Origin of the sequence: Streptomyces sp. NPDC049040 (assembly GCF_043197715.1) — a bacterium.
GTDB lineage: Bacteria > Actinomycetota > Actinomycetes > Streptomycetales > Streptomycetaceae > Actinacidiphila.
In genome coordinates this window covers 777,688-799,047 of sequence record NZ_JBICTO010000001.1, presented here as the reverse complement: position 1 = coordinate 799,047, position 21,360 = coordinate 777,688, and the positions used below count along the sequence as shown (strand labels likewise).

The 21,360-nt window shown below is 73.3% G+C and carries 17 protein-coding genes and 2 pseudogenes; 10 read left to right on the top strand and 9 right to left on the bottom strand.

Features of this window, described 5'->3' with window-relative positions:
- Positions 1-135 precede the first annotated feature (135 nt).
- The 3 genes from ACGFMP_RS03670 (at position 136) to ACGFMP_RS03660 (ending at position 4,145) form a co-directional block, all read left to right on the top strand.
- On the top strand, positions 136-996 hold the full coding sequence (locus ACGFMP_RS03670; RefSeq protein WP_393670013.1) for an oxidoreductase: 861 nt from the start codon (positions 136-138) through the stop codon (positions 994-996).
- Positions 997-1,107: 111 nt separating this feature from the next.
- A complete protein-coding gene (locus tag ACGFMP_RS03665; RefSeq protein ID WP_393670012.1) occupies positions 1,108-1,917 on the top strand; it encodes a polysaccharide deacetylase family protein in 810 nt (269 codons plus the stop codon).
- 194 nt (positions 1,918-2,111) lie between these two features.
- Positions 2,112-4,145, top strand: a complete 2,034-nt coding sequence (locus ACGFMP_RS03660) for a protease pro-enzyme activation domain-containing protein (protein ID WP_393670011.1) — start codon at positions 2,112-2,114, stop codon at positions 4,143-4,145.
- 118 nt (positions 4,146-4,263) lie between these two features.
- On the opposite strand, the pseudogene ACGFMP_RS03655 reads toward ACGFMP_RS03660, so the two are convergent.
- The 5 genes and pseudogenes from ACGFMP_RS03655 to ACGFMP_RS03635 all read right to left on the bottom strand — a co-directional run.
- Positions 4,264-5,412, bottom strand: a pseudogene (locus ACGFMP_RS03655) (SpoIIE family protein phosphatase); the annotation flags it as partial.
- A gap of 213 nt (positions 5,413-5,625) precedes the next feature.
- Positions 5,626-6,204, bottom strand: a pseudogene (locus ACGFMP_RS03650) (ATP-binding cassette domain-containing protein); the annotation flags it as partial.
- A 118-nt stretch (positions 6,205-6,322) separates the two neighbouring features.
- A complete protein-coding gene (locus ACGFMP_RS03645; RefSeq protein ID WP_393670010.1) occupies positions 6,323-6,631 on the bottom strand; it encodes a zinc-ribbon domain-containing protein in 309 nt (102 codons plus the stop codon).
- A gap of 143 nt (positions 6,632-6,774) precedes the next feature.
- On the bottom strand, positions 6,775-9,144 hold the full coding sequence (locus ACGFMP_RS03640; RefSeq protein WP_393670009.1) for an FtsX-like permease family protein: 2,370 nt from the start codon (positions 9,142-9,144) through the stop codon (positions 6,775-6,777).
- The gene (locus tag ACGFMP_RS03635; protein ID WP_393670008.1) at positions 9,141-9,863 is read right to left on the bottom strand and encodes an ABC transporter ATP-binding protein; all 723 of its coding nucleotides are present in this window, start codon (positions 9,861-9,863) and stop codon (positions 9,141-9,143) included. Before ACGFMP_RS03635 ends, ACGFMP_RS03640 begins: the two co-directional genes overlap by 4 nt.
- Positions 9,864-10,078: 215 nt before the next feature.
- Between ACGFMP_RS03635 and ACGFMP_RS03630 the strand changes: the two genes are divergently transcribed.
- Both ACGFMP_RS03630 and ACGFMP_RS03625 read left to right on the top strand, forming a co-directional pair.
- Positions 10,079-11,467: a sensor histidine kinase gene (locus tag ACGFMP_RS03630; RefSeq protein WP_393670007.1), complete on the top strand. Its 1,389-nt coding sequence runs from the start codon at positions 10,079-10,081 to the stop codon at positions 11,465-11,467.
- A 2-nt stretch (positions 11,468-11,469) separates the two neighbouring features.
- Positions 11,470-12,168 (top strand): response regulator, encoded by a 699-nt coding sequence (locus tag ACGFMP_RS03625; RefSeq protein WP_393670324.1) that lies wholly within the window; start codon positions 11,470-11,472, stop codon positions 12,166-12,168.
- A gap of 96 nt (positions 12,169-12,264) precedes the next feature.
- On the opposite strand, the gene ACGFMP_RS03620 is transcribed toward ACGFMP_RS03625, so the two are convergent.
- On the bottom strand, positions 12,265-13,149 hold the full coding sequence (locus tag ACGFMP_RS03620) for an aldo/keto reductase (RefSeq protein WP_393670006.1): 885 nt from the start codon (positions 13,147-13,149) through the stop codon (positions 12,265-12,267).
- A 172-nt stretch (positions 13,150-13,321) separates the two neighbouring features.
- On the opposite strand from ACGFMP_RS03620, the gene ACGFMP_RS03615 reads away from it, so the two are divergent.
- The 4 genes from ACGFMP_RS03615 (at position 13,322) to ACGFMP_RS03600 (ending at position 18,117) form a co-directional block, all read left to right on the top strand.
- Complete coding sequence (locus ACGFMP_RS03615; RefSeq protein ID WP_393670005.1) at positions 13,322-14,254, top strand: YbhN family protein; 933 nt, start codon at positions 13,322-13,324, stop codon at positions 14,252-14,254.
- Positions 14,255-14,326: 72 nt separating this feature from the next.
- Positions 14,327-15,199, top strand: coding sequence for a hypothetical protein (locus tag ACGFMP_RS03610; protein WP_393670004.1), 873 nt, complete (start codon positions 14,327-14,329; stop codon positions 15,197-15,199).
- A 284-nt stretch (positions 15,200-15,483) separates the two neighbouring features.
- Complete coding sequence (locus tag ACGFMP_RS03605) at positions 15,484-17,442, top strand: amino acid transporter (RefSeq protein WP_393670003.1); 1,959 nt, start codon at positions 15,484-15,486, stop codon at positions 17,440-17,442.
- A gap of 117 nt (positions 17,443-17,559) precedes the next feature.
- Positions 17,560-18,117, top strand: a complete 558-nt coding sequence (locus ACGFMP_RS03600) for a hypothetical protein (RefSeq protein ID WP_393670002.1) — start codon at positions 17,560-17,562, stop codon at positions 18,115-18,117.
- A gap of 50 nt (positions 18,118-18,167) precedes the next feature.
- Here the strand turns inward: ACGFMP_RS03600 and ACGFMP_RS03595 are convergent, their stop codons facing one another.
- Together ACGFMP_RS03595 and ACGFMP_RS03590 are read right to left on the bottom strand one after the other, a co-directional pair.
- Positions 18,168-18,620, bottom strand: a complete 453-nt coding sequence (locus ACGFMP_RS03595) for a type II toxin-antitoxin system PemK/MazF family toxin (RefSeq protein WP_393670001.1) — start codon at positions 18,618-18,620, stop codon at positions 18,168-18,170.
- Positions 18,621-18,640: 20 nt separating this feature from the next.
- Positions 18,641-19,624: an aldo/keto reductase gene (locus ACGFMP_RS03590; RefSeq protein WP_393670000.1), complete on the bottom strand. Its 984-nt coding sequence runs from the start codon at positions 19,622-19,624 to the stop codon at positions 18,641-18,643.
- Positions 19,625-19,765: 141 nt separating this feature from the next.
- On the opposite strand from ACGFMP_RS03590, the gene ACGFMP_RS03585 reads away from it, so the two are divergent.
- Complete coding sequence (locus tag ACGFMP_RS03585; protein WP_393669999.1) at positions 19,766-20,155, top strand: hypothetical protein; 390 nt, start codon at positions 19,766-19,768, stop codon at positions 20,153-20,155.
- A gap of 88 nt (positions 20,156-20,243) precedes the next feature.
- Here the strand turns inward: ACGFMP_RS03585 and ACGFMP_RS03580 are convergent, their stop codons facing one another.
- Positions 20,244-21,254 carry an aldo/keto reductase gene (locus ACGFMP_RS03580; protein WP_393669998.1) on the bottom strand — a complete coding sequence of 337 codons (1,011 nt, stop codon included), beginning with the start codon at positions 21,252-21,254 and terminating at the stop codon, positions 20,244-20,246.
- Positions 21,255-21,360 lie beyond the last annotated feature (106 nt).

Genomic DNA, 21,360 nt, shown 5'->3' with positions numbered 1-21,360 from the left:
CGTGCAGCGGCAAGTCCGGTCCGCAGCCAGGTACCGCCGGTCCCAGGATCGACGGGGTACTGCCCCGCCTCCGCGCGGCGGGGCAGGGTGGACGGTGTCCCCTGGAGACCCAGCGGACACGAGAAAGGCGAACGAATGACCGGCACCCTCTCCGGCGGGACTTTCACACCCGCCCCCGGCCTGACCCTCAGCCGTATGGGATACGGCGCCATGCAGCTGGCGGGCCCGCACGTCTTCGGGCCGCCCAAGGACCGCGCCGAGGCGGTCGCGGTGCTGCGTACCGCCGTGGACCTCGGTGTGACGCACATCGACACCAGCGACTTCTACGGCCCTGCCGTCGTCAACGAGCTGATCAGGGAAGCGCTGTACCCGTACCCCGAGGACCTGCACATAGTGACCAAGGTCGGCGCGCGCCGCGGCGCCGACGCCTCGTGGATCCCCTCGCTGGAGCCCGAGGCGCTCAGGCAGCAGGTCAAGGACAACCTCCAGCGGCTCGACCTGGACGCGCTCGACGTGGTCAACCTGCGCATCGGCGGCCTCGAAGGCCCGCAGGACGGGGCGCTCGCCGAGGAGTTCGGCGTGCTCGCCGAGCTGCGCGAGCAGGGGCTGATCCGGCATCTGGGGCTGAGCAACGTCACATCGGCGCAGCTGACCGAGGCGCAGGCGATAGCCCCCGTGGTGACCGTGCAGAACCTGTACAACATCGCCAACCGGGCGGACGACGCGCTGCTCGACCGGTGCGCGGCGGAGAACATCGCCTATGCCGCGTTCTTCCCGCTGGGCGGCTTCACCCCGCTCCAGTCGGCGGCGCTGGAGGCGGTCGCCGCCCGGATCGGCGCGTCCCCGCAGCAGACGGCGCTGGCCTGGCTGCTGCAGCGTTCCCCGGCGACCGTGCTGATCCCCGGCACCTCCTCGGTGGCGCATCTGCGGGAGAACCTCGCCGCCGCCGACCTGGTGCTGCCGGCCGACGCGGTCGCCGAGCTGAACGCGGTCTGACGCTCCGTCCGCATGCGGGAGGCCCCTGCCGGACCGTGACTATACGCGATATGTATAGTTTCTCGCGGTCCGCCCGAGCGGGCGATCCACCACGAGGAGGGGAACTCCCGCATGCGGAGCACCACCACCGCGCGCCGCGTACGCACGCTGGCCGCGCTGCTGACCACGGGGGCCGTCGCCTTCGGCCTGACCGGCTGCAACGGCTACGACGCGACATCCCCCGCCAAGGCCCGCGACCGCTCCACCGCGAGCGGCACCGCCGCCTTCGCCCCCACTCCCGGCGGCGGCACCGTCGACTGCCGCAAGCTCAAGTGCGTGGCCCTGACCTTCGACGCGGGACCGAGTGTCCGCACCCCGCAGATACTGGACATCCTGAACAAATACCACATACACGCGACCTTCTTCACGCTCGGCAAGAACCACGTGATGAAGCACCCCGAGATGGTCAAGGCGATGGCCGCGCAGGGTGACGAGGTCGAGACGCTGACCTGGTCGCACCAGATCCTCACCAAGATCAGCAAGGCCGAGGTGCGCAAGGAGATCACCGAGGGCCGGGACGCCGTGGAGAAGGTGATCGGCGTACGGCCGACGCTGCTGCGCCCGCCGCAGGGCCGCACCAGCAGCACGGTCACCGCGATAGTCAAGGACCTCGGCATGTCGGAGGTCGTGTGGAGCGCGGACGGCGCCGACTACCGCACCACCGACTCCCGGCTGATAGCCCGCCGGATACTCGACCACACCAAGAGGGACGGCATCATCCTGCTGCACGACCTGGTCGACCCCACGGGCAAGGGCTACAACGGCACGGTCGCGGCGGTGCCCGGGATCATCTCCACGCTCCAGGCGCGCGGTTACACCTTCGTCACCGTCAAGCAGCTGCTGGCCCCCGGCACCCCGCAGCCGGGCGTGGTCTACAAGTAACGGTATATGGCAGCAGATTTCACTGCCCGGTGGTTAAAGGTCCAGCTAAGGACCGCCTTCCACGGTTCCCTACTCCTTCGTGTGGCGTGCACACTACAGCCCGGCGACCGCCCCAGGCGGTTACCGACTGGTCAAGTCCCGCTACCGAGCAACACGTTGGAGTAGTCATCACCGACATACACAAGCCCCGTGCAGTGCGGGCCGCCGTGGTCGCGGCGGCCTCGCTCGCGCTGGCGGGCGGCTCACTGCTGATCGCCGTCCCGTCGCAGGCCGCCGGCGCCGCCGCCGCGCCCACCGCGAAGACCATCACCGGCACCCACCCCTCGTGGGCGACCCCCGCGGGCGACGCCGGATCCATCCCGGCCGGGACCGAGATCACCGGCACCGTCTACCTGGCAGGCCAGGACCCCGCCGGCCTGACCGCCTACGCCACCGCGGTCTCCGACCCGGCGAGCGCGAGCTACGGGCAGTTCCTCAGCCCGGCGCAGTACCAGGCGCGGTTCGGCGCCACCTCCGCGCAGATCCACGCGGTCACCAAGTGGGCGGCGGACGCCGGCCTGAAGGTGCTGGACAGCAGCTCGCACGCGGTCACCGTCAAGGGCACGGACGCGGCCATCGCCAAGGCCTTCGGCACCGGCATCCACCAGTACCGGGTGGGCGGCCGGCTGCGGCACGCGCCGGCGCGCGACGTCACCGTCCCGGCGTCGGTGTCCTCCGCGATCCTCGGCGTCAACGGCCTCAGCTCGTCCGGCACCAACGTGGCCAAGCCGGACTCGATCCGGGTGGACAACGGGTCCGACGTGGTCGCCAAGGGCCAGAAGGGCGTCCAGTCCCAGCACAAGGGCACGCTGCCCACCACGGCGACCTGCTCCGACTACTGGGGCCAGAAGACCACCACGGCGGGACCCGCGGGCTACTCCAAGGGCGCGACCCCGTTCGACCAGTGCTCGTTCTACCCCTCGCAGCTGCGCAAGGCCTACGGCATCACCGCCTCGGGGCTGACCGGCAAGGGCGCGACGATCGCGATCGTGGACGCGTACGGCAGCTCCACGATGCTCGCGGACGCGAACCAGTACGCGGTCAACCACGGTGACAAGGCCTTCAAGAGCGGCCAGTACACCGAGTACGTCGACCCGGCGCAGTGGCAGGACCAGGAGCTGTGCGGCGGCCCTGAGGGCTGGGCGCCCGAGGAGGCGCTCGACGTCGAGATGGCACACGGTCTGGCGCCCGACGCCAAGGTCGTCTACGTGGGGGCGAACTCCTGCAACGACGACGACCTGCTGAGCGCCATCACCACGATCGTGGACAAGCACCTGGCCGATGTCGTCTCCAACTCGTGGGGCGAGATCATGCACACCTCGGACAACCTCGACGTCTCGGCGTCCGAGATCGCCGCGTACGAGCAGGTGTTCAAGCAGGCCGCGGCCGAGGGCATCGGCATCGGCTTCTCGGCGGGCGACTGCGGTGACAGCAGCCCGCTGGCCGCCGCGACCGGCGCCAACTGCCAGGCGGACACCACCCGCGCCCAGGCCAACTGGCCCGACTCCGACCCGTGGGTGACCTCGGTCGGCGGCACCGCGCTCGGCATCGACTCCAAGTCCGGCAGCTACGGCTTCGAGACGGACATGGGCACCCTGCGCTCCAACCTGTCGGCGGACGGCACCACTTGGGTGCCCTCGGTCCCGGCGCCCTTCTACTTCGGCGGCGGTGGCGGCACCAGCGAGGACTTCCCGCAGCCCGCGTACCAGCGGCGCTCCGTGCCCGACTCGCTGTCGCACACCCTGATGACGGGTGCGCACAGCCGCAACGCGATGCGCGTCACGCCCGACGTCTCGATGGTCGGCGACCTCTACACCTCGGTGCTGGTCGGCATCTCCGACGGCGCCGACTACAGCGAGGCCGGCTACGGCGGCACCAGCGTGTCGTCGCCGGAGTTCGCCGCGGTCCAGGCCGATGCCATGCAGGCCAGGCACCACGCGGTCGGCTTCGCCAACCCGCTGCTTTACGCGCACCCCGACCAGCTGCGTGACGTGGTCGACCAGAACGCCGCCCACCACGCGAAGACCCCGCTGAGCAGCATCGTCGACTTCGGCGAGATCAACGGCGCCCTGACCGTCCGCCTCGTGGCGTTCGGCCAGGACACCTCGCTCAACGCGGTCCGCGGCTTCGACGACGCGACGGGCCTCGGCACGCCGACCCTGTCGTACCTGACGTCCGGCCGCAGGTAGTACCGGCACCGCACACCGCACCGGCCCGGCGGAGATCCCTCTCCGCCGGGCCGGTCGCCTTCCGCGGCCCCGCCCACGCCGCCCCCTGCCGGTCGGCTGAGGCCCGCGGGGCCGCCGGTCAGGGCGCCGTCGGGCCCGGCCGCGGGATGCGCTGCTCCACCCAGATGATCTTCCCGTCCGCGGTGTGGCGGGTGCCCCAGCGCTCGCCCAGCTGCGCCACCAGGAACAGGCCGCGGCCGCCCTCGTCGGTGGTGGCCGCGTACCGCAGGTGCGGTGAGGTGCCGCCGGCGTCGGCCACCTCGCAGATCAGGCTGCGGTCGAGCAGCAGGCGAACCTCGATCGGCCCGCTGCCGTAGCGGATCGCGTTGGTGACCAGCTCGCTGAGGACCAGCTCCGTGGTGAAGGCCAGGTCGCCGAGTCCCCAGGCGGCCAGCTGCTCGCCCGCGCGGTCGCGCACGGCGGCCACCGCCGAGGGGTCGGTGGGCACCGCCCAGCGTGCGATGCGGTCGGCGGGCAGCGCCCGGGTCTCCGCCACCAGCAGCGCGATGTCGTCCTGGGGCGCGGCGGGCAGCATCGCGGAGATCACCGCGTCGCAGGTCTCCTCCGGCCCGCGGCCCGGCGGCCCGGTCAGCGCCGCCCTCAGCAGGTCGAGGCCCACGTCGATGTCCCGGCTGCGGTCCTCGACCAGCCCGTCGGTGTAGAGGACCAGCCGGCTGCCCTCGGCCAGCCGGTGCTCGACCGACTCGAAGGGCAGCCCGCCCAGGCCCAGCGGCGGCCCGGCCGGCACGTCCAGGAGTTCCACCGCGCCGTCGGGGCCGACGAGCGCGGGCGGCAGGTGGCCGGCCCTGGCCAGCCGGCAGCAGCGGGTGACGGGGTCGTAGACCGCGTAGAGGCAGGTCGCGCCCACGACCGGCGCGGCGCCGCCCAGCGGTCCGCCGCCCGGCAGTGACTCGTCCTTGTCGATCCGGCCGACCAGGTCGTCCAGGTGCGCCAGCAGCTCGTCGGGCGGCAGGTCGAGCATGGAGAAGTTGAAGACCGCGGTGCGCAGCCGCCCCATGGTGGCGGCCGCGTGCATGCCGTGCCCGACGATGTCGCCGACCACCAGGGCGACCCGGGCGCCGGCCAGCGGGATGACGTCGAACCAGTCGCCGCCGACGCTCGCCTGGGCGGGCAGGTAGCGGAAGGCGACGTCCAGCGCGTCCTGCTCGGGCAGGCCGTGCGGCAGCAGGCTGCGCTGGAGGTCGACCGCCATCGCCGTGTTGCCGGTGACGGCCGCGTCGATCTGCTCCTTGGTGGTGTACCGGGTGTCGAAGACGCCGGTGTTGCGGCCCACCCGCAGCACCGCGGTGCGGTCCGCGACCGCCCGCACCTCGTCCATCTCGTGGCTGACCAGCAGCACCCCAAGCCGCTGGTCGCGCAGCTGCTGCACCAGCTCCAGCACCCGGGCGGCCTGGCTGGGGCCGAGTGCGGCGGTCGGCTCGTCGAGGATGATCAGCCGGGGTTCGCCGAGCAGTGCGCGGGCGATGGCGACGCCCTGCCGCTGGGCGCCGGACAGCGACGCGACCGGGACGCGCAGGTTTGCGATGGATATCGACAGCGTGCCGAGCAGGTCGCGGGCGCGCTTTTCCATGGTGATCTCGCTGAGCATGCCGAAGGTGCGCAGCTCGCGGCCGAGGAAGAGGTTCTGGACCGTGTCGAGGTTGTCGCACAGCGACAGGTCCTGGTGAAGGGTGGCGATGCCGAGTCTCAGGGCGTCCTGCGGCCTTCTGAGGTCGACGGGGCGCCCGCGCCATTCGACGACTCCCTCGTCCGGCGGTGTCACCCCCGCGATGACCTTGACCAGCGTGGACTTTCCCGCCCCGTTGCTGCCGACGAGGCCGACCGCCTCGCCCTCCCCGATCTCCAGGTCGACGTCGCACAGCGCCTGCACCGCACCGAACCGCTTGGAGACGCCGCGCACGGCCAGCAGCGGTCTTCCGCTCACGCACACCACCTCCCGCCCGTAGGACGACGGCCCGTCGAGGATGCCGGGCCCGTCCGGCGCAACGCCTCCGCGCATCGTGGCAGGAGCGGGATCGCATGGGAACCGTCGAGCGCGCGCGGGCGCCCGTGACACGGGCGCCCGCGAGGTGCCGGGCGCTCCGCGTCGCGGTGCCCGTGAGGTGTTCCCGGTGGTTTCAGGCGGTCGGGTGCTGGTGGTCCGACGGCTGCGCGGCCGGCTGGCCGTACGCCTGCTGCGGCTGAGCCTGCGGCCCGCTGTTCACCTGGAGCTGCTCCGCCTGCTCCTTCGACAGCTGCTGCGCGGCACCGCAGAAGGTGCACTGCGTGACGTACTTCGTGCTGATCGGGAAAAGCGGCACGAAGAAGAGCGTGAACTTCGTGACGCGCTTCTTCAGGGAGTGCGCCGCCGGATTTCCGCAGCGCCCGCAGACCAGCGTGATCATCGCCAGTGTGTAGAGATAGCCCCGGGTGCCGAATATGATCATGTGTTTCCCCCCTGGATCGGTGTGCTGTCTGAGCAGAGTGTGCCGTACGCGGGCGACACCGCGATATGCGGGGGCGACAACGGTGTCCCGTCTGTGGCAGAGCCGTCCACCGCCCGGCCGGGCGGTGGACGGACGGTGCACGGCTACTCCGTGCGCAGGCTCGACGCGGTCGACATCCGCGCCGCCCAGGTCGCCGGGAGCAGGGCGCCCGCGACCGCGATGGCCAGGCCCGACAGGGCGAGCAGGACCACCGGCGCCGGGGTGAAGACCGACAGGTCGGCCGGCGGGATGCGGGTGCCCGCGGCGTTGCCCATCGCCGGCAGGACGTAGCCGTGCAGGGCGATGCCGACGGGGACGCCGACCGCCCCGGCCACCACCCCGATCCCGGCGACCGAGGTGACGACCATCGCCACGGTCTGGCGCGGTGCCATCCCCAGCGCCTTCATGACACCCAGGTCGTGGACCCTTTCCCTGGTGTCCAGGACCACCGTGTTGAGCACGCCGAGCCCGGCCACCGCGACCAGCATCACCGTGAGCATCGCGATCATCGCGTCCATCGCGATGATCGTGGAGCTCTGCTCGCCGCTCTGCGCGATCGCCTCGACGCCGATCGGCCGCAGGGCGGTGTTCAGGGCGCTGAGGTAGGCGGCACGGTCGGTGCCCGCGGCCAGGTGGACCTGGAAGCCGTCCGGCCTCGCGGTGACGCCCACCGCGGTGAAGGTCGCGGCGTCCGTGTACACCCGCATCCCGCCGTCGCCCGCCAGCGCCTCGCCGACGATCCGCACCGGGGCACCGCGGCCGTCCCCTTCGAGGGTCACGGTGTCGCCGACGTGCTTGCCGGTGGTCTCGAGGAAGCGCCGGCCGACGACGAGCTGGCCGGCCCCGGTGAACCAGTGGCCCGAGACCATCTGGAGGCTGCCCCAGGCCGAGTCGCCCTGGTAGGCGGTCACCGACACCGCGCCGGACACCCCGGCGAAGCTCGCCTGCTGTTCGCTGGTGCCGAAATACCCGGCGGTGCCCTTCTGCGCCGCGATCGTACGGGCGATGGCCGCGCTGTCCGCCGGGGCGGGCGGGCCGGGGGGCCCGGACTGCGGGGCGGTCGGCGGCGGGTAGGCGGCGACCGAGACCTCTCCCGGCGAGTCCAGGTTGATGCCCTTCTGGACCGCGGACAGCGAGGAGCCGAGGCCGAAGGCGAAGGTCACCCCGATCGCGCCGAAGGCGACCGCGGCCCAGATCGTCGCCGAGCGGGCGGGCCGGGCGAAGGGCCCGGCCAGGCCCAGGGTCAGCGCCCTGGACAGCGGCAGTCGGCTCGCGATCCTGGCGGCGAGCCTGCCCCTGCCGACCCGCGGGGTGCGGCCGATCGCCAGCGCCTCGACCGTACGCAGCCGGGCCGCCCGCAGCGCGGGCGCGAGCGCGCTGGCCACCACCAGGGTGAGCACCCCGGCGGGCACGGCGACGTCCAGCCACCAGGCCACGGTCAGCGGCGCGGCCCCGTACGCGTCGGAGGCCTGCGCCAGCAGCGGTACGGACGCCAGGTTGCCGACCACGACCCCAAGCCCGGTGCCGACCGTCGCGGGGATCAGCGCCTGGCCCACGTAGGCGCGGCCGACCTGTCCCGGGGTCAGGCCGAGCGACTTGAGCACCCCGATCCGCCGGGTGCCCGCGCTGACCGCGCCGCTGACCACGATGCCGATGATCAGCACCGACATCACCAGGCCGAGCACCCCGAAGGCGACGATGAAGGGCACGAAGACCGCCGTCTGCCGGTCGGCCGTGTGCTTGGTGGTCAGGTACGACTGCGTCGCGGTGAGCGCGCCCTTCGGCACCGCGGCGGCGATCGCGTCCTTGCCGCGGCCCATCTCCGCGCCCGTGTCGGCGTGCGCGAAGCGGTAGAGCATCTCGTAGGCGGGCTTGGCGCCCGGCCTGGTCAGCGCGGCGATCTGGGCGGGGGCGACCCAGGCGTCCGCGGTCCTGCTGACGGAGCGGGCGATGCCGACGACCTTCAGCGAGGGATCGCCCGGCACCCCGGGGAAGTCGAGGGTGTCGCCGACCCGGCCGCCGAGTGGTCCGTTGTCCACCGTGGCCAGCACGATCTGGCCGGGTCCCGTGACCCAGTGGCCGCTCTCGAGGGTGACGGCGTCGACCGGGCCGCCCGCCGCGGCACGGCCGGCGATGGTCAGCGCGGCCGCCCCGCCCGGCCCGAACCCGCCAGGCCCGTCGTGGTGCGGGGTGGCGGAGACCACCGCGAAGGGCCCCGCGGCCGCGGTCACGCCCGCGGTGTGCGCGGTGGCGGCGACCTGGGCCGAGGTCGCCCTGGCCCCGTCGAACCGCCCCGTCAGGTGGGCGCCGTGCTGCTTCCCGAAGGCGTGGTCGAAGGGTGCCCGTGAGGCGACCACCAGGCCGCCCGCCATGATCGAGGCGGTGACGGCCATCATCGTGGTCAGCACCATCACCACGGTCTGCACCCGGCGCCGCCCGACGCCGGCGCGTACGACCTTGCCGAGCGCGCTCATCGGGCCACCGCCGCGGAACCCGTGCCACTGCCGCTGCCACTGCCGGTGACGTCCCGCACGATGTGCCCGTCGACCAGCTCGATCGTGCGGCTCGCGCACGCGTCGGCCAGCGCCAGGTCGTGGGTGACCAGCAGGATCGTCTGGCCGTCGTTGTTCAGCTCGGTGAGCAGCGCGCGCACCTCCGCCCCCGACGCGGTGTCCAGCGCGCCGGTCGGCTCGTCGGCGAGCAGCAGCGCCGGCCGGTTCATCAGCGCCCGAGCGACGGCGACCCGCTGCCGCTCACCGCCGGACAGCCGTCCGGGGTAGGCGCGGGCGTGCCGGGCGATGCCGAGGTAGTCGAGCAGCTCCGCGGCCCTTGCCGCGGCCTGCGCGCGCCCGGCGCCGACCAGCTGCGAGGGCAGCAGCACGTTGTCGGTCACCGTCAGGTCGTCCAGCAGGTTGAAGAACTGGAAGACCATCCCGATCCGCTCCCGCCGGAAGCGCGCGGAGCCGTTCTCGCCGAGCTGGTCCACCCGGACCCCGTCGACCGTGACGCTGCCGTCGGTCGGCCGGTCGAGGCCCGCGATCAGGTTCAGCAGCGTCGACTTGCCGCTGCCGGACGGGCCGAGCACGGCCAGCGCCTCGCCCGCCCGGACGGTCAGGGAGAGGCCGGCGAGTGCGTCGGGGCCCTCGTCGTAGCTTTTCCGCACCTCGCGGATGTCGATGATGGGCGTGCTCATGTGGGTCCTCCCCGTGCGGGCCGGTTCTGCGGTAGGCCGACGCTAGGTTCGGCGGGCCCGGCGCCGCGTCGGCCGCCCTGTGGATCCCGGCTACCGCGGTGGGCGGACGGCGGGCGGCGTCATCCCCGGGGTGTACGCGGAAGTCGTACGCGGGCCGGCCCGGACCCTCCGTCCCGGGGATGTACCAGGTCACCCCCGATGGGCAGACTGGGCCGGTGACCACGCCGCCGCTCACCGCCCGGATCAGGGCCGCCCTGGCACCGCTGTGGCGCCCGGCCCCGCCCACCGCGGACGGGCGGCAGCCGCTGTCGCGCTGGGCGTGGGCGGCCGATGTGATGCTCGCGGTCTTCCTGGCCGCCACCACCGTCTACGCCACCGCGAACGACGCCTCCGACGCGCCCCTCGGGGACGACGTCACGGCCGGTCCCGACGGCCTGCCTTTCCGGCCGCCGATCCCGCCGATCCCGCCCATCCCCGGGATCCCGCGCGGTGGCGGCGAGAAGTACCCGTACGTCGGCATCCCGCACCCCACCGAGCTGACCTCGGCGCCCGGCTGGCTGCTGGTGCTGGCCGCGCTGACCGCCCTGCCGCTCGCCCTGCGCCGCCGCTACCCGGTGGCGGCCTACACCGCGGTGCTGACCGGCACCCTGGTCTTCCACTGGGCGGAACAGCAGACCTGGGATGTGCCCCGGGCGGACAGCCCGACGGTCTTCACCTTCGTCGCCTTCCTCATCGGCGCCTACAGCGCCGCCCTCTACACCCCCTACCGGCGGCTGATGGTGGTCGCGCTGGCCGTCGGCGGCGCGCTGGTCGCGGTCTTCCACGACATGAACATCCCCAGCATCTCGCCCGGCTTCGTGCCGTTCTTCCTGCTGGTGCCGATCGGGCTGGCCGCGAACACCGTGCACACCTGGCGGCAGCGGATGCGCGCCATGGAGACCGACCGGGAGGCGGCGACCCGGCTCGCGGTGGACCTGGAGCGGGCCAGGATCGCACGCGAGTTGCACGACGTCGTCACCCACAACGTCAGCATGATGACCGTGCAGGCCGGAGCCGCGAGGACCGTGCTGGCCACGGAACCCGACCTGGCCAGGGAGGCGCTGCTCGCAGTGGAGTCCGCGGGCCGGGCCGCCATGGCCGAGCTGCGCCACGTGATGGGCCTGCTCGCGATGGCCTCTGACCCGGCCGACCCCGAGGCGGTCGACCTCGCACCGCAGCCGGGCCTCGGCCAGGTCGGCGTGCTGGCCGAGCGGGTCCGCGGCACCGGGGTGCCGGTCCACCTGGCCGTCACCGGCGCACCCGTCCCGCTGCCCGCGGGCGTCGACCTGGCCGCCTACCGGGTCGCGCAGGAAGCCCTCACCAACACCGTCAAGCACGCCTCGGGGGCCAGCGTCACCATCAATGTCGACTACCTGCCGGGCGAGGTCCGCATCGAGGTCGCCGACACCGGCGGCACCCCCTCCCCGGCCGCCGCGTCCGGCAACGGCCGGGGTCTCATGGGCCTGCGCGAGCGCCTCGCCGTCTACGGCGGCACCCTCGACGCGGGACGCCGCATCACCGGCGGCTACCGGGTCCGGGCCGTCATCCCGGTGGGAGACGCATGAACATGCAACCGCCCCTGCGGGTCGTCATCGCCGACGACCAGGGGCTCGTGAGGACCGGTTTCCGCATGATCCTCACCGCCGCGGGCATCGAGGTGGTGGCCGAGGCGGCGGACGGCGGGCAGGCCGTCGACGCGGTCCGCCGCACCCGGCCCGACCTCGTCCTGATGGACATCAGGATGCCGGGCCTCGACGGCCTGGAGGCGACCCGGCGGATCCTCACCGGCCGCGACCCCGACGAGCCCCGGGTCGTCATCCTGACGACCTTCGACCTCGACCAGTACGTCTACGCGGCGCTCGCGGCGGGGGCGAGCGGCTTCCTGCTCAAGGACGTCACGCCCGAGTACCTGGTCGCGGCGGTCCGCCTGGTCAGGGCGGGCGACGCGCTGCTGGCCCCGGCGATCACCCGGCGCCTCGTCGAACGCTTCGCCGCCGACGGCGGCCGCCGCCCCTCGACCGTTCACCGCGACCTCGCCACGCTCACCCCCCGCGAGCTGGAGGTCCTGCGCATGCTGGCGGGCGGCCTGAGCAACGCGGAGCTGGCCGCGGGGCTCGGGGTGAGCGAGGCGACGGTCAAGACGCACGTGACGCGGATCCTGTCCAAGCTCGGCCTGCGCGACCGCGCCCAGGCGGTGGTGGCCGCCTACGAGTCCGGCCTCATCACCCCGGGAGCCGCCCCCGGCCGGCCGCCCCGCCAACGGTGACGGTGCCCGGGAGGCGGGACGCCGATGTCCCCGTCCAGGTGCTCGACGGGGACATCGGGTGGGCGGGAGCAGCGGGCCGCCCGGTGCCGTTCCGGCTCAGCCGGCGGCGTGCTCCAGCGCCTGGAACTCCTCGTCGGTGAGGACGATGCCGGCGGCCGCGGTGTTCTCCTCCAGGTGCGCCACCGACGAGGTGCCGGGGATCGGCAGCACCACGGGCGAGCGGCGCAGCAGCCAGGCGAGGGCCAGCTGCGAGGGGGCCGCCTTGCGCTCCTCCGCGATCCGGGTCAGCGGGCTGTCCTTGCCGGCCAGCGCGCCGGTGGCCAGCGGGAACCACGGGATGAACGCGATGCCCTGCGCCTCCGCGTACTCCAGGACGTCCTCCGAGGCGCGGTCGGCGAGGTTGAACCGGTTCTGCACCGAGGCGATGGTCGCGGTGGCGCCGGCCTCCTCGATCTCGGCGACGGTCACCTCGCTCAGCCCGATGTGCCGGATCTTGCCCTCGCTCTGCAGGGCGGCCAACGTGCCGACCTGCTCGGCGACCGGCAGCTTCGGGTCGATGCGGTGCAGCTGGAGCAGGTCGATGCGCTCGACACCGAGGTGCCGCAGGCTCAGCTCGACCTGCTGCCGCAGGTACTCGGGGCGCCCGATCGGCACCCACTCCCCGGGGCCGGTGCGGCTGAAGCCGGCCTTGGTCGCGATGACCAGGTCGTCGGCGTAGGGGTGCAGCGCCTTGCGCAGCAGCAGGTCGGCGGTGAAGGGGCCGTAGGCGTCCGCGGTGTCGATGAAGTTGATGCCGAGCTCCGCGGTGCGCTTCAGCACCCGTACGGCCTCGTCCGGGTCCTTGGGGTCCCCCCAGACGCCCGGCCCGGTCAGCTGCATCGTCCCGTATCCGAGCCGGGTCACGGGCAGGTCCCCGCCGAGCGTGAAGCTCCCGGAGGCCTGTGCGGCTGCCGCGGTGGCGTGCAGGGTGGAATCGGACATTTCGCTGCTCCTCGGAGAGATGGACACGACCATTGGCCAACGCCCCCGGGCACCCCCCGTATTTCCCCGCCCTCCCCGCGGGCGGTGGCAGGGGGCCGGGGGAAGGCGGGATGTCATCCGGGGGTCGGGTGCGGGACGCCCTGGCGTCCCCCGGGCCGGGGACAGTGGCCCGGTGGGGAAAACGTGGCGCACCGCCGCCGCCGTCGTGCCGCTCGCAGGGGTGGCGGTCTGGGCCGCGTGGCACCGGGACCTGCTCGCCGCCGGCGGGCGGGACCTGCTGGCCGCCGACCGCGCCTGGCTGCTCGCCGCCCTCGCGGCGACCGCGCTGGGATGGGTCGCCGTGGCCGTCGCCCGGCAGGGCACCGTACTGGAGCCGCTGCCGGCCGGGCGCCTGCTGGCCACCCAGTTCGCGGCGACCGCCGCCAACCAGCTCACCCCTGCCGGCATCGGCGCGGGCGCGGTCAACCTGCGGTTCCTGCGCGGCTGCGGCCTGCCGCTGGCCCGCACCTCGGCCGCGCTCGCGCTGTACTCGCTCGCCGAGTCCGTCGGCCGGGTGACGCTGCTCGCGGCGATGCTGCTGGCCTTCCCGCACGCGCTGCGGGTGCACGGCCTGGTCCCTGATCGCGGCACGCTCGAGGTGGCCGCCGTGGCGCTCGCCCTCGCGGTGGCGGCCGCCGCGGGGACCGTCCTCGCGGTCGGCCCGCTGCGCCGCCTCGCCGGCGGCTTCCTGGCGACCGCGCTGGCCGACGCCCGCTCCCTGCACCTGCGGCCCGCGCGGGCCCTGGCGCTGTGGGGCGGCTCGCTCGCCTTCCCCGCGCTCCAGGCGGCCGGGCTTGTGGCGGTCGCGCACGCCCTCGCGCTGCCGGTGCCGCCCGCACACGTGGCCATCGCGTATCTGGCCGCGACCTGCCTGGCCGCGGGCATCCCCACGCCGGGCGGCGTCGGCTCCGTCGACGCGGCGCTCGGCCTGGCGCTGGTCGCCGCCGGCGCCCCGGCGGGCGCGGCGACCTCGGCGGTGCTCGGCTACCGGATCATCACGGCGTGGCTGCCGCTGCTTCCCGCGGCCCTCACACTGGGCGCGCTGGTGCGGCGCAGGGTCGTGTGAAGTCCTGCCGTGCGAAGGCCGGCGGCGGGGGCGGCTGTTGACAGCACAGGTTTATCGGCAATACTGCCCGCCGTGGAGCAGCGCACAGGTTCGATCACACCGGCGATACACCCCGCAGGGACCGATCCGGCATTCGTGCCCGGTCTCCTGCCCCCGCGTCCTGCCGCGGACGAGGTGAAAGCCTCGGACCCGGCCGAGGCCGCCCCGCCCGAGGAGGCCGCAGCGCAGGGCGTCGCGGCCGAGGACACCGCTCCCGGACCCGACGCGGCCGAGGCGCCCGCGGAGGACGCAGAAGAGGTCGAGGAGGAGGACGAGGACCGGGGCGAACCGCTCTTCGAGGTCTCCGACCGCCGCGCGACGATCCTCGCCGACCGGGTGGGCATCGTCTTCCGGCTGGACGGCGAGGAGGCGGACTTCACCTGGGACGAGATCGGCGCGGTCGAGATCGACACGCCGCGCTTCAGCAAGCGTTTCGTGGTGACGGTCTACACCGGCCCGCGCCGCTGGTTCGAGGCGCACGTCGAAGCGAAGTCCCGGGGTCTGCTGAAGACCTGGACGGCCGAACTCGACGCCGTCCTCGACACGCACTTCGAGGACCCGGACGCCCCGAAGGACGAGGACGCCGAACCCGCCGAGGAAGGCGCGGCGACCGCCGCGGAGGGCGCGGAGGCGACCGCCGACGCAGCCGTCGACGGGCCCGTGGCCGCGACGGACGAGGAGGCGGCGGCGACCGCCGAGGCGACAGTGGCCGACGCCGAGCCCGTGGCAGACGCCAAGCCTGAAGCGGACACCAAGGCCGACGCCAAGCCCGAAGCAGACGCCGAGCCCGTAGCCGACGCCAAGCCCGAAGCAGACGCAGAGCCGAAAGCCGACGCCAAGCCCAAGGCCAGGACCGCCCGCAAGGCCAAGGCCAAGGCCGACCCCGAGACCGCCACCGAGGCATGACCCCGGCGGGAAGGGAAGACCGGGCGGCGTAAAGAAGCGCCGCCCGGCGTTAAGAAGCCGTATGGAAATGCCGTGCGGCGCCCCGCGGACCGCCCGGGCGCCGCACTCTTTCCGAGGCTCCCGCAACCGGCAGCCCGCGGCCCGAGCAGGGCTGCGGCGGTGCGGTGGGCGCGCACGGTCGAAGGCGACCAGCTTGCGTACGCTGACCAGGCCCGTCCTCACCCGGCGGCCTGACTCACCACGCCTTGTCGCCCTGCGACGGCGCCTCATCTCAGGAGCAGGCCATGGCCACCACCGTCGGGGCGGAGCGCGGCAGATTCCGCTCGTGGCTGCTCGAAGGCCTGTCCGACATGGCACGGCACCAGCACCAGCAGCCTGGCAGCGAGGGACGGGAAGGCACCGTCCACAACGGCCAGCGCTGGTATCGGGTGATGTGCCTGACCGGTGTGGACTACTTCTCCACCCTCGGCTACCAGCCGGGAATCGCCGCGCTCGCGGCCGGGCTGCTGTCGCCGATCGCGACCGTCGTGCTGGTGATCGTGACGCTCGCGGGCGCGCTGCCGGTCTACCGCAGGGTGGCGGAGGAGAGCCCGCACGGCGCGGGCTCCGTCGCGATGCTGGAGCGGCTGCTGTCCTTCTGGAAGGGCAAGCTCTTCGTGCTGGCCCTGCTGGGCTTCGCCGCCACCGACTTCCTGATCACCATCACCCTGTCGGCGGCCGACGCCTCCACCCACCTGGTGGAGAATCCGCACTTCACCGCCACCCTGGGCAGCCACCAGATGGTGATCACGCTGGCCCTGATCGCGCTGCTCGGCGCGGTCTTCCTCAAGGGCTTCCTGGAAGCCGTCGGGGTGGCCGTGGTGCTGGTCGGGCTCTACCTGGTGCTGAACGTGGTCGTGGTCGTGGACGGCCTGTGGCACGTGCTGACCGCCGCGCATGTGGTGACCGACTGGACGCACGGCCTGACGGTGGAGCGCGGCAACGTCTTCCTGATGATCGGCGTCTCGCTGCTGATCTTCCCCAAGCTCGCGCTCGGCATGTCCGGCTTCGAGACCGGTGTCGCGGTGATGCCGCACGTCAAGGGCGACCCCGGTGACACCGAGGAGCGGCCCGCGGGCCGTATCCGCGACACCAAGAAGCTGCTGACGACCGCGGCGCTGATCATGAGCGTCTTCCTCATCGCCACCAGCTTCATCACCACGGTGCTGATCCCCGAGCAGGACTTCAAGGCCGGCGGTCCCGCCAACGGCCGCGCGCTGGCGTATCTCGCGCACCAGTACCTGGGCTCCGGCTTCGGCACGGTCTACGACTTCTCCACCATCGCCATCCTGTGGTTCGCGGGCGCCTCCGCGATGGCCGGCCTGCTCAACCTGATGCCGCGCTACCTGCCGCGCTACGGCATGGCGCCGCACTGGGCGGGCGCGGTGCGGCCGATGGTGCTGGTCTTCACCCTGGTCGCCTTCCTGGTGACCTGGATCTTCGACGCCAGCGTCGACAAGCAGGGCGGCGCGTACGCCACCGGCGTACTGGTGCTGATGAGCTCGGCGGCCATCGCGGTGACCATCGCGGCCCGCAAGGCCCGGCAGCGGCGCTGGACGGTCGGCTTCGGCGTGATCGCGGTGGTCTTCCTCTACACGACCGTGGTCAACGTGCTGGAGCGGCCCGACGGTGTGAAGATCGGCGCCTGCTTCATCGCGGGCATCGTGCTGGTGTCCTTCCTGTCCCGGCTTGCCCGCGCCTTCGAACTGCGGGTCACCAGCGTCCGGCTGGACCCGATGGCCGAGCGGTTCGTCAGGGACATCGCCACCCGCAGGGTGCGCTTCGTCGCCAACGAGCCGGGGCTGCGGGACGCCGCCGAATACCGCGACAAGCTCCACCAGATCAGGCTGGACAACGACATCCCGCCGGAGGACGACCTGGTCTTGGTGGAGGTCACCGTGCCGGACGCCTCGGAGTTCGAGTCGGCGCTGACCGTGCGCGGCCAGGTGCTGCACGGGCGCTACCGGGTGCTGTCGCTGGAGAGCTCGTCGGTGCCCAACGCGCTGGCCGCCCTGCTGCTGCACGTGCGGGACCTCACCGAGTGCAAGCCGCACATCTACTTCGAGTGGACCGAGGGCAGCCCGTACGCGAACTTCCTGCGCTTCTTCCTCTTCGGCCACGGCGAGGTCGCCCCGGTCACCCGGGAGGTGCTGCGCGAGGCGGAGCCGGACCGCAGGCGCCGCCCGAGGGTGCACGTCGGCTGACGGCTGCCACGCCGTCGGGCGGGTCCGCGTCAGGGAGCCGTCAGGACCGCGGGCGGCCGCGTCAGGGCGGTGTCAACGGGGGGCCTGCGGCTGCCCGCCGTCCCTAGCGTCGGAGGCGTGCAGCGCGGATACCCCTCCCCATCGGTCCGCCGCCCCTCCCCAGGGCGCGGTGCCGGGCCGGTACGCGGCTGCGACCGCGACCGGCCCGCCCGGCTGCGCCTCGCCGCCGCCCTGCCGGCCGGCCTGCTGGCCGCCGCCTTGGCGCTGGACGCCGCCGCCGGCACCCTGACCGTGCCGCGCGCCCTGCTGTGGACCGGCTTCGCCGCCGTGCTGTCCGCGGTGCTGGTCCCGCCGCGCATCACCGCGGGCGGCGGCCGGCTCACGGTACGCGCGCTGCTGCGGACCCGCAGGGTGCGTACCGACCTGCTGGTCGGCGCCAGGATCGACGGCCGCACCGCACGGCGGCTGGTCCTGCGGGACACCACCGGGTCGTACGTCGAGGTGGACGCGCGGGCCGTGGCCGAGAGCCCCTTCCTGCGCCACGAACTGGACGCCGGCGCCCGCCACTCCCATGCCGCGGGCCTGCTCGCGGACCCCTCGGCCGTACACGACCTGGTGTCCGCGGCGGACGCCGCCGAGGCCCGAGCCCTGTTCAGGACCTCGGGCCTCGACTGACCCGGCCGGGCCCGCAGGTCCGCGAGACGGCGGGCGGCGGCAGAAAGGGCTCAGCTCCAGCCGTACAGCTCCTTGAGCCGGTTGACCACCAGGTTGAAGCGGCCCCTGTCCAGGGCGCAGGCCTCGCGGCGCATGCCCTGCTCGTGCAGCCGCAGGACCCGGTCGACATCGACCCAGGAGTCGCGGCCTTCGCGGTCCCAGGGGCCGGCGCCGATCGCGACCCACTCGCGATCGTGATCGTGGCGCTTGCTGGAGAGCTGGACGGCCAGCAGGGTGCCGGCCGCCTCCCGGGCCACGACGAGCACCGGGCGGTCCTTGCCGCGGCCGTCGTTCTCCTCGAAGGGCACCCAGGTCCAGACGATCTCGCCCGGATCCGGGTCGCCGTCGTGGGCCGGGGCATAGGCGGTACGCACCCGGCCCACACCGTTCGGGTCGGCCTCGGTGGTGGCGTGGGGGCCCGCCGCACCGGGGAATTCGGGGTGGTTGTCGGTGAAAGTCGTCACCCCCCGACGCTATCGGGCCGTCACCAGCGGTGGTGCACCTGTGCCCGGATCCGCCGGTCGTACAGCTCGCGTACGCCGTCGAGCACCGCGGGCGACAGCTCGGGGAGTGCCGCGGCGGCCGCGTTGGCCCTGGCCTGCTCGACGGAGCGCGCCCCGGGGATCACCGAGGTGACGCCGGGCTGCTGGATGATCCAGCGCAGCGCGGTCTGCGCGGCGGTGGCGCCCTCGGGGGCCAGGGCGGCGAACTCCACGGCGGCTTCGAGGCCGGTGCCGTACTCGACGCCGGAGAAGGTCTCGCCCTGGTCGAAGGCCTCGCCGTGCCGGTTGTAGGCGCGGTGGTCGTCGGCGGCGAAGACGGTCTCGCGGGTGTACTTGCCGCTGAGCAGGCCGGACGCCAGCGGCACCCGGGCGATGATGCCCACCCCTGCCTCGGCGGCGGCGGGCAGCACCTTCTCCAGCGGCTTGAGCCGGAAGGGGTTGAGGATGATCTGCACGCTCGCCACGCCGGGCCGTGCGATGGCGGCGAGCGCCTCGTCGCAGGTCTCGACGCTGACCGCGTAGGCGGCGATGCGCTGCTCCCCGACCATGGTGTCGAGGGCGTCGTAGAGGGCGTCGGAGTCGTAGACGGCGGTGGGCGGGCAGTGCAGCTGCACCAGGTCGAGGGTGTCGACGCCCAGGTTGGCGCGTGAACGGTCGTTCCAGGCGCGGAAGTTGTCGAGGTTGTAGTTCTCCGGCCGCTGCTCGGCGCGGCGGCCCATCTTGGTGGCGACGAAGATCCCGGCGTCGGGCCGGTCCTTGAGGTAGCGGCCGATCAGCTGCTCGCTGCGGCCGTCGCCGTAGACGTCCGCGGTGTCGAAGAAGGTGACCCCCGACTCGACGGCGGCGTCAAGCACCGCGATCGCGTCGGCTTCCTTCACATCGCCCCAGTCGGAGCCGAGCTGCCAAGTGCCGAGGCCGACGACGGACACCGCACGGCCGGTGCTGCCCAGTACACGCTGTTCCATGGGCCCGATGCTACGTCGCGCCCCGCCCGGCCCCGCGGGGCCGGGGCCCTGTCGCCCCGCGCCCGGCGGTTTGCGGCCGTCCTGGCCCGGCGTAACCTCGAATATGCAGAGAAGTCCAACAAAGCGGACGGAGGTGCGGCGATGGCCAGGTTCGGGACGCGGCGCCCGCCGGTGGGTGGCCTGAGGGACATCCGGGACGACGGCATCGATGACATCGACGACATCAACGGCATCAACGACGCGGAGCACCGGCGCGCACTGGTGCTCAGCGAGGTGGCGGCCGAAGGCCCGGTGGGCCTCTACCGCGTCCTTCGAAGGGCTGTCTCCGGCGACGCCGACGCGGCGGCCACCCGCGTCTCCGGCATGGTCCGCTCGCTCCCCGGCGTGACGATCCTCGAATCCCACGAGCTGCTGCAGCGCTCGCACATCCGCGAGTCCGCCCTGGCGGGCGACCTCACCCCGGGCCAGCGGGTGGCCCTGGTGTCGGTGGTCGACCGCACCCAGCACCCGTACGGCCGACCCAGGATCTAGGGCCGGTCACCGGCGCGGAAGGGCGCCGGCCCGTACCCGGGGTGCCGGGTGCGGGCACGGCGCCCTCCCGCCGCCGAGGGGCGGACCGCTACCAGGCGAAGGCCTCGGGGGACGGCCCGACCGGCGTGAAGATGCCGTCGAGGGCGCTCAGCACCTCTTCCGACAGGTCGAGATCCAGCGCGCGCAGCGCCGAGGCCAGGTGCTCCGGGGTGCGGGGGCCGACGATCGGGCCGGTGACCCCGGGGCGGGTGAGCAGCCAGGCCAGGGCGACCTCACCGGGCTCCATGGCGTGCTTGGCGCACAGGTCCTCGTACGCCTCGACGCGTGCGCGCACCGCGGGGTCGGCGAGCCCGGCCGCCGAGCGGCCCATCGACGTGCGCGAACCGCCGCCTTCGCGCTCCTTGCGCAGCGCGCCGCCCAGCAGCCCCTGGTTGAGCGGCGACCACGGGATGACGCCGAGGCCGTACGCCTGCGCCGCCGGGATGACGTCCATCTCCGCGGTGCGCTGCGCGAGGTTGTAGAAGCACTGCTCGCTGACCAGCCCGAGCGAACCGCGGCGCCGGGCGGCCTCGTTGGCCTGCGCGATGTGCCAGCCGGCGAAGTTGCTCGACCCGGCGTAGAGGATCTTGCCCTGGGCGACCAGGACGTCGATGGCCTGCCAGATCTCGTCCCAGGGGGTGGCCCGGTCGATGTGGTGGAACTGGTAGACGTCGATGTGGTCGGTGCCCAGCCGCCGGAGGCTGGCCTCGACCTCGCGCCGGATGTTCAGCGCCGACAGGTGGTCGTGGTTGGGCCAGGACTGCTCGCTCCAGGGCGTGCCGTCGTTGGTCATGTTGCCGTACAGCTTGGTGGCGAGCACGACCTTGTCCCGCCGGCCGCCGCCCTTGGCGAACCAGCCGCCGATCACCTCCTCGGTGAGCCCCTTGTGGCCGTCGTCACCGTAGATGTTGGCGGTGTCGAAGAAGTTCACGCCCGCGTCCAGGGCGGTGTCCATGATCGCGTGTGCGGTGGACTCGTCGGTCTGCGAACCGAAGTTCATCGTCCCGAGCACGAGTCGGCCGACCTTGAGGCCGGTGCGGCCCAGCTGCGTGTATCTCATGGCGGTCAGCCAACACCTTGGAGTGCGCTCGATGGCAAGCACTTCCTGCGGACCGGGTCCGCCGCGGAACCGGCGGCGGAGCGGCCGGGCGGGGACGTAGCGTACT

What these genes read in the sequence shown, in the direction of transcription:
- ACGFMP_RS03640 (WP_393670009.1), bottom strand. Translation starts at nt 9,144, where the DNA reads ATGAGCGCGCTCGGCAAGGTCGTACGCGCCGGCGTCGGGCGGCGCCGG.
- ACGFMP_RS03585 (WP_393669999.1), top strand. Translation starts at nt 19,766, where the DNA reads ATGGCCAGGTTCGGGACGCGGCGCCCGCCGGTGGGTGGCCTGAGGGAC.
- ACGFMP_RS03620 (WP_393670006.1), bottom strand. Translation starts at nt 13,149, where the DNA reads ATGTCCGATTCCACCCTGCACGCCACCGCGGCAGCCGCACAGGCCTCC.
- ACGFMP_RS03635 (WP_393670008.1), bottom strand. Translation starts at nt 9,863, where the DNA reads ATGAGCACGCCCATCATCGACATCCGCGAGGTGCGGAAAAGCTACGAC.
- ACGFMP_RS03605 (WP_393670003.1), top strand. Translation starts at nt 15,484, where the DNA reads ATGGCCACCACCGTCGGGGCGGAGCGCGGCAGATTCCGCTCGTGGCTG.
- ACGFMP_RS03625 (WP_393670324.1), top strand. Translation starts at nt 11,470, where the DNA reads ATGCAACCGCCCCTGCGGGTCGTCATCGCCGACGACCAGGGGCTCGTG.
- ACGFMP_RS03645 (WP_393670010.1), bottom strand. Translation starts at nt 6,631, where the DNA reads ATGATCATATTCGGCACCCGGGGCTATCTCTACACACTGGCGATGATC.
- ACGFMP_RS03590 (WP_393670000.1), bottom strand. Translation starts at nt 19,624, where the DNA reads ATGGAACAGCGTGTACTGGGCAGCACCGGCCGTGCGGTGTCCGTCGTC.
- ACGFMP_RS03665 (WP_393670012.1), top strand. Translation starts at nt 1,108, where the DNA reads ATGCGGAGCACCACCACCGCGCGCCGCGTACGCACGCTGGCCGCGCTG.
- ACGFMP_RS03580 (WP_393669998.1), bottom strand. Translation starts at nt 21,254, where the DNA reads ATGAGATACACGCAGCTGGGCCGCACCGGCCTCAAGGTCGGCCGACTC.
- ACGFMP_RS03670 (WP_393670013.1), top strand. Translation starts at nt 136, where the DNA reads ATGACCGGCACCCTCTCCGGCGGGACTTTCACACCCGCCCCCGGCCTG.